This window comes from Devosia sp. (assembly GCF_028290645.1).
Lineage (GTDB): Bacteria > Pseudomonadota > Alphaproteobacteria > Rhizobiales > Devosiaceae > Devosia_A.
Genome location: NZ_JAQGJL010000307.1, coordinates 1 through 6,267 on the forward strand (window position 1 = coordinate 1; position 6,267 = coordinate 6,267).

Consider the following 6,267-nt stretch of genomic DNA (forward strand, 5'->3'; position numbering starts at 1 on the left):
GCCGCACCGGATCGAGATCAAGACCGCAGCCCTGCCGCTCAAGGCGACGGGCACGCTGGTCGTCTACGTGGCAGAGGACAGCATGCCCGCCGGCCGCGCGGCCGAGGTCTGGAAGGCCACCGGGCTCGACTGGGACAAGGTCGCCACCGCCGCGAGCTTCAAGGGCAAGCAGGGCCAACTGATCGATCTCCTCGCCCCCGCCGGGGTCGCGGCCGAGCGGTTGCTGGTGCTGGGCAGCGGCAAGACGGGGCAGGGCGGCGGCCTCTCCGCCTGGACCGATCGCGGCGGCTCGCTTGCGGGCAAGCTGATGAATCTCAAGGCCGCGAGGGCCGCGGTCCTCCTCGACGACGAGGCCACCCCCGCTCAGGTGGCCGAACTCGCCGCCGGCCTGCGCCTCCGCCACTACCGCTTCGACCGCTACAAATCGACCAAGCCCGACGAGAACGGCCACACCTCCCTCACGGTGACGCTGCACGTCGACGGCAAGTCGGCTCTCGACAAGGCCATCGCGGACCGGCAGGCAACCGTCGACGGCACGCTCCTCGCCCGCGATCTCGTCCACCAGCCGCCCAATGTGCTGGGGACGCTCGAATTCGCCGCCGAGGCGCAAAAGCTCACCGAACTGGGCGTCACCGTCGAACAGCTCGACGAGGCCGCGATGCGAAAGCTCGGCATGAACGCCCTGCTCGCGGTAGCGCAGGGCTCGGACCGCCCGCCGCGCCTGGTCATCATGCAGTGGAACGGCGGCAAGGCGAAGGAGGCCCCCATCGCCTTCATCGGCAAGGGCGTGGTGTTCGATTCCGGCGGCATCTCGCTGAAGCCCGGCCTCGGCATGGAGGACATGAAGGGCGACATGGGCGGCGCCGCCGCCGTCACCGGCCTGATGCAGGCCCTCGCCACCCGCAAGGCCCGGGTCAACGCCATCGGCGTCATCGGGCTGGTCGAGAACATGCCCTCGGGCAGCGCCATGCGTCCGGGCGACATCCTCAAGGCCATGTCGGGCACCACCATCGAGATCGTCAACACCGACGCGGAGGGCCGGCTCGTCCTGGCCGACGCGCTCTGGTACACCCAGGACCGCTTCAAGCCCCAGTTCATGATCAACCTCGCGACCCTCACCGGCGCCATCGGCGTGGCACTGGGCAACGACCATGGCGGGCTGTTCTCCAACAACGACGAGCTCTCCGGCAGGCTCATCGCCGCCGGCCTCGCTACCGGCGAAAAGCTATGGCGCCTGCCGATGGGCCAGGCCTACGACAAGCTGATCGAGAGCCGCTTCGCCGACATCAAGAACTCGGGCGGCCGCCCGGCCGGCTCGATCACCGCCGCGCAGTTCCTGCAGCGCTTCGTCAACGACGTGCCGTGGGCCCATCTCGATATCGCCGCCGTGGCGCTGGCCTCCCCGACCTCCGAGACCAACACCGCCTGGGCCTCCGGCTTCGGCGTCACGCTGCTCGACCGGCTGGTGCGAGACAACTACGAGGGCAAATGACCGACCTGCCCGAGCTGCCGCTGACCGCCAATCCCTCGCTCGTGTGGCTGCCGCTGTTCGCCGCGCTGGCGCTGCTGGTCGGCCTCATCGCGCTGCTGCCGGCGGTGCTGCTCGTCCTGAGCCTCCTCGGCCTCCTCGGCATGTCCCCGAGCATCGAGATCGCGCTCCTCGCCATGCCCACTGCCGCGGTGGCAGTGTTCTTTCTCGTCGTCGCGAGCGTCATCGTCGCCGACCTGAGGCTGCCGCGTCCGGTTCTCGCCATCGACGAACGGGGCGTCTTCGACCGCCGCATCACCGATACCCCGATCGCCTGGAGCGACGTGGTCGAGGCGGCGCCCGCGCCCGGCGGTGGCGGCGTGCTGCTGGCCCTCCGCTTCCCGCTCGAAACCCGCCTCAGTCCCTACCGCGCCGGCACCGCCGGCTTTCGCCACCCCGCCGCGGGCATCGCCAACATCCCGGTTCGCGGCATGGACCGCCCCGCGAAGCTCCTCGCCGATACCCTGCTCGCGCTCGCCATGCGCAACGGCGCCGTGGCGCCCCAGGACGAGGCCTCCGAGGCGCAATGACCGAGATCCTGTTCTACCATCTCGAAAGCCAGCCGCTCGAACGGGTGATCCCGGTGCTGCTCGAAAAATCCCTCGAGCGCGGCTGGAACGTCGTGGTGGAAACCAGCAGTCCCGAGCGCGCCGAAGCGCTCGACAACCTCCTCTGGACCTATCGCGACGACAGCTTCCTGCCGCACGCCCTCGCCGGCGGCGATGCCGACCACCTGCAGCGCATCCTGATCACCACCCGACCCCACAACCCCAACCAGGCCGAAGTCCGCTTCTTCGTCGATCGCGCGGTCCCGCAAACCGGCGAGGGCTACCAGCGCCTGGTCTTCATGTTCTCCGGCCACGACCCCGACGCCGTCACCGAAGCCCGCGCCGCCTGGAAAGCCCTGCGGGATGGGAACGAGGTGACGTACTGGCAGCAGGACACGAACGGGCGCTGGGCGAAGAAGGGGTAGGGGGCATGGGCATGTGCCCCGATCGCTCAGTCAAGGCCTTCTCCCCTTGTGGGAGAAGTGCCCGAAGGGCGGATGAGGGGAATGGGATGCGAAGCATCGCCGACCTGAGCGGAAGCGAAGGGCGAATCGGAACCCCAAGCCTACATCCCCGGCGCCCACCCCTCCGCCGCCTGCTCGAACTTCGAAAACTGGAACCCCGGCGCCACCGTGCACCCCACCAGTGACCAATCTCCCAGACACGTCGCCTGCTGCCACGCATCCCCCGGGATCACCACCTGCGGCCGCTCGCCGGCAACGAGGTCGTTGCCGAGCCGGTGCTCGCTGACCGCCTTTCCGTCGCGCGAAATGCCGATCGTCATCGGCGCCCCGGCATACCAGTGCCACACCTCGACCGAATCCACCCGGTGCCACGCCCCGGCCTGCCGGTTGGTGAGCAGATAGTAGATCAGCGTCGAGCGCGGCCGCCCCGTCGCGTCGAGGACATCCGCAAACGTCTGCCGATAGAACCCGCCCTCGACATGCGGCTCGAGCCCGAGCAGGCTGATCACCTCGGTGGCCGTCATCTCGGTCATGCCTGCGCCCTCTCCGCCAGCTCGAGCTCCTCGCTCAGCGCCAGCCAGGTCTCCTCGATCTTCGCAATCTCGCCCTCGAACCGCGCCTTGTCCTTGCCCAGCAGGATCACCCGCTGCGGCGCCCCGTCATAAGTCTTGGGGTCGGCGAGGAAACCGTCCACCCGCGCCAGCTCCATCTTCAGCCGCCCGAGCTTCTGCTCGAGGTCCTTGATCGACTTGCGCAGCGGCGCGACTTCCGCCCGCTTTGCCGCCGCGTCTTGCCGAACGGCCTTCCGGTCCTCGACCACCGGCGCGACTGCCACCGCGCCCTTCTTCCCCTTGCCGTTGCCGTTGGCGGTGAGAAGCTTCTGGTAAGTATCGAGATCTTCGTCGAATTCCTCGATCGTACCGTTCTGCGCGATCCACAGCTTGTCGACCGTCGCGTCGATCAGGTGGCGGTCGTGGCTGATGATCAGCACCGCGCCCGAATAGTCGTTCAGCGCCGCCACCAGCGCGTCGCGGCTGTCGATATCGAGATGGTTGGTCGGCTCGTCGAGGATCAGCATCCCCGGCCCGCCGAAGGTGATGAGCCCGAGCAGCAGCCGCGCCCGCTCGCCGCCCGAGAGGTTCTTCACCTTGGTGTCCATGCGCGAGGTGGTGAGCCCCATCTGCGCCACGCGCGACCGGCGCTTCGCCTCGCTGTCATAGGGCATCAGATCGACCACATGCTCGAACGGCGTCTGCTCCGGCTTCAGCTTGTCGAGCTGGTGCTGCGCGAAATACGCGATCTCCAGCCCCTTGCCCTTCCGCATCTCGCCGCCCATCGGCTTCAGGTCGCCGGAGAGGAGCTTCGCGAATGTCGACTTGCCGTTGCCGTTGACGCCGATCAGCGCGATCCGGTCATCCGGATCGATCCGGTTGGTGATGTGACGGAGCACGACCTTGTCGCCATAGCCCACCGACACATTGTCGAAGGTCATCATCGGCGAAGCCGGGATCTTCTTCGGGTCGGGGAAATTGAACGGCGCCGAGCTCTCGTCGAACATCGCCGCTGGCGGCTTCAGCTTGGCGATCATCTTCACCCGCGCCTGCGCCTGCTTGGCCTTGGTCGCCTTGGCCTTGAAGCGGTCGACGAACTTCTGCAGGTGCGCGATCTGGTCCAGCGTCTTCTCGCGGCTCTTGTTGTTGAGCTCCATCTGCATCCGGCGCGTCTCTTCGAACGTGTCGTAATTGCCCTTGTAGAAGGTCAGTTTCCGGTGCTCGAGATGCGCGATCGAGTTCACCGCCTTGTTGAGCAGGTCACGGTCGTGGCTGATCATGAACACGGTATAGGGGTAGGTGGCGAGATACTTCTCGAGCCACAGAGTGCCTTCGAGGTCGAGATAGTTGGTCGGCTCGTCGAGCAGCAGCAGGTCGGGCTGGCTGAACAGCACCCCCGCCAGCGACACGCGCATGCGCCAGCCGCCCGACAGCTCCGAGGTCGGCCCGAGCTGCCGGTCCTTCTCGAAGCCCAGGCCCTTCAAAATGGTCGAAGCCCGCGCCTCCGCCGTATGAGCGTCGATCTCCGCCAGCCGCGTATGGATGTCCCCGATCCGGTGCGGATCATGCGCCGTCTCCGCCTCCGCCAAGAGCGCCGTGCGCTCCTTGTCGGCCGACAGCACCACGTCGAGCACGCTGATATCGCTCGCCACCGCCTCCTGCGCCACCGCGCCGATGCGGGCCCGCTTGTTGACCTCAATGGAGCCGCCCTCGGGGGCGAGCTGCCCCAGGATCAGCTGGAATAGCGTCGTCTTGCCCGTGCCGTTCTTGCCGACGAATCCGGTCTTGGACCCGTCGGGCAACACGAGCGAGGCGCCCTCGAACAGGGGCCGGCCCTGAATGCGGTAGCTAAGATCTGTAATGGTCAACATGGCGCAGCCGATGCATCCGCAACGGCGCGGGATGCGTTAGGATCAAATGGGGGTCTTTTCGAACCCGTGCAAATAGACCGAGAAACCGGAGAAGTCCAATGCGCCAGATTCACGCCGCTCTCGCCCTGTGCGTGTTCACGGGCGCCGCCATGGCGCAGGACCTCGCCCCGCTCACCGACCTCAAGGCCTGCCGGCTCGATTCCGAACTGGTCTCGCTGAGCTTCAGCTACGAGGGCGGCTCCTGCGAACAGACCGGCGACGCCAGCGCCGACCTCCGCGATAACGCCACCGCCACAGCGACCGTCCCGATCGTCTCGACCGCCGAAGTCTGCACCATGCAGGCCGTAACTGTCGAACACTCCGGCGCGGTAGCGGTGCCCGCCGATGTCACCGCCCTAGACGTGCAACTCGTCAGCCCCGGCGGCGAAGTCCAGGCCACCGGCAATGTCGACATCGCCCCGAACAGCCCGGACTGCGCGCCGCCGGTGCCGCGGGAGTAGGGGCGTCCAACCTCGAACCGGCGCCCCGCCAACCCCCACCCCTGTCCCCTCCCCCGGGCGTCAGCATTTTGGTCTCCCTCCCCATTCTTAGGGGGAGGGGACAGGGGTGGGGGGCAGCGCGAACCGGCGCCAGTGTTCTGGTCCCCGTCCCCCCTGCTGAGAAGGGACAGGGGTGGGGGTCCACACGCACCGGCGCCAGAACGCAGCCAAACCCGCCCATCCCCGTCTTGCGCCCGTCAAAACCCTTGGATACAAGGCGCGACCTTTCCAAGCCCGAAAACCTTAGGACAAAGCATGGCCATCGAGCGCACTTTCTCCATCATCAAGCCCGACGCAGTCCGTCGCAACCTGATCGGCAAGATCCTGACCAAGTTCGAGGACGCGGGGCTGCGCCCGGTTGCGCTCAAGAAGATCAAGATGACCCGCGCCCAGGCCGAGGGTTTCTACGCCGTGCACAAGGAACGCCCGTTCTTCGGCGAGCTGGTCGAGTCGATGCTCTCCGGCCCCGTCGTCGTCCAGGTGCTGGAAGGCGAGAACGCCATCCTCAAGAACCGCGAAGTGATGGGCGCCACCAACCCGGCCAACGCCGCCGAGGGCACCATCCGCAAGGAATACGCCGTTTCGGTCGGCGAGAACTCGGTGCACGGCTCGGACGCTCCCGAGACGGCAAAGGAAGAGATCAAGTTCTTCTTTTCCGACGACGAGATCGTCGGCTGATCCCAGCCGGATCCACGAATTTCCGAGGGCCGCCTCCGGGCGGCCCTTTTGTTTTGCTAGCCCCGCAACCACGATGTCATCCCCGCGA

At 67.2% G+C, this 6,267-nt stretch carries 7 protein-coding genes; 5 read left to right on the top strand and 2 right to left on the bottom strand.

Annotated features, from left to right (window positions below; translation table 11 throughout):
- Positions 1–10 precede the first annotated feature (10 nt).
- Genes JWQ89_RS16595 through JWQ89_RS16605 form a run of 3 tightly spaced genes read left to right on the top strand, consistent with a single transcriptional unit; the run spans position 11 to position 2,501 of the window.
- A complete protein-coding gene (locus tag JWQ89_RS16595) occupies positions 11–1,492 on the top strand; it encodes a leucyl aminopeptidase (RefSeq protein ID WP_299642769.1) in 1,482 nt (493 codons plus the stop codon).
- Entirely contained in the window at positions 1,489–2,058 is a 570-nt protein-coding gene (locus JWQ89_RS16600; RefSeq protein ID WP_299642763.1) for a hypothetical protein, read from the top strand. The genes JWQ89_RS16595 and JWQ89_RS16600 overlap by 4 nt, the downstream gene beginning before the upstream one ends.
- Positions 2,055–2,501, top strand: coding sequence for a DNA polymerase III subunit chi (locus JWQ89_RS16605; protein WP_299642764.1), 447 nt, complete (start codon positions 2,055–2,057; stop codon positions 2,499–2,501). Before JWQ89_RS16600 ends, JWQ89_RS16605 begins: the two co-directional genes overlap by 4 nt.
- A 140-nt stretch (positions 2,502–2,641) precedes the next feature.
- On the opposite strand, the gene JWQ89_RS16610 is transcribed toward JWQ89_RS16605, so the two are convergent.
- Together JWQ89_RS16610 and JWQ89_RS16615 are read right to left on the bottom strand one after the other, a co-directional pair.
- The gene (locus JWQ89_RS16610; RefSeq protein WP_299642765.1) at positions 2,642–3,073 is read right to left on the bottom strand and encodes a cupin domain-containing protein; all 432 of its coding nucleotides are present in this window, start codon (positions 3,071–3,073) and stop codon (positions 2,642–2,644) included.
- On the bottom strand, positions 3,070–4,962 hold the full coding sequence (locus JWQ89_RS16615; protein ID WP_299642766.1) for an ATP-binding cassette domain-containing protein: 1,893 nt from the start codon (positions 4,960–4,962) through the stop codon (positions 3,070–3,072). Before JWQ89_RS16615 ends, JWQ89_RS16610 begins: the two co-directional genes overlap by 4 nt.
- Before the next feature lie 98 nt (positions 4,963–5,060).
- On the opposite strand from JWQ89_RS16615, the gene JWQ89_RS16620 reads away from it, so the two are divergent.
- Positions 5,061–5,462: a hypothetical protein gene (locus JWQ89_RS16620; RefSeq protein WP_299642767.1), complete on the top strand. Its 402-nt coding sequence runs from the start codon at positions 5,061–5,063 to the stop codon at positions 5,460–5,462.
- A 294-nt stretch (positions 5,463–5,756) separates the two neighbouring features.
- Positions 5,757–6,179, top strand: a complete 423-nt coding sequence (gene ndk / locus JWQ89_RS16625) for a nucleoside-diphosphate kinase (RefSeq protein WP_299642768.1) — start codon at positions 5,757–5,759, stop codon at positions 6,177–6,179.
- The last annotated feature ends 88 nt before the right edge of the window (positions 6,180–6,267 follow it).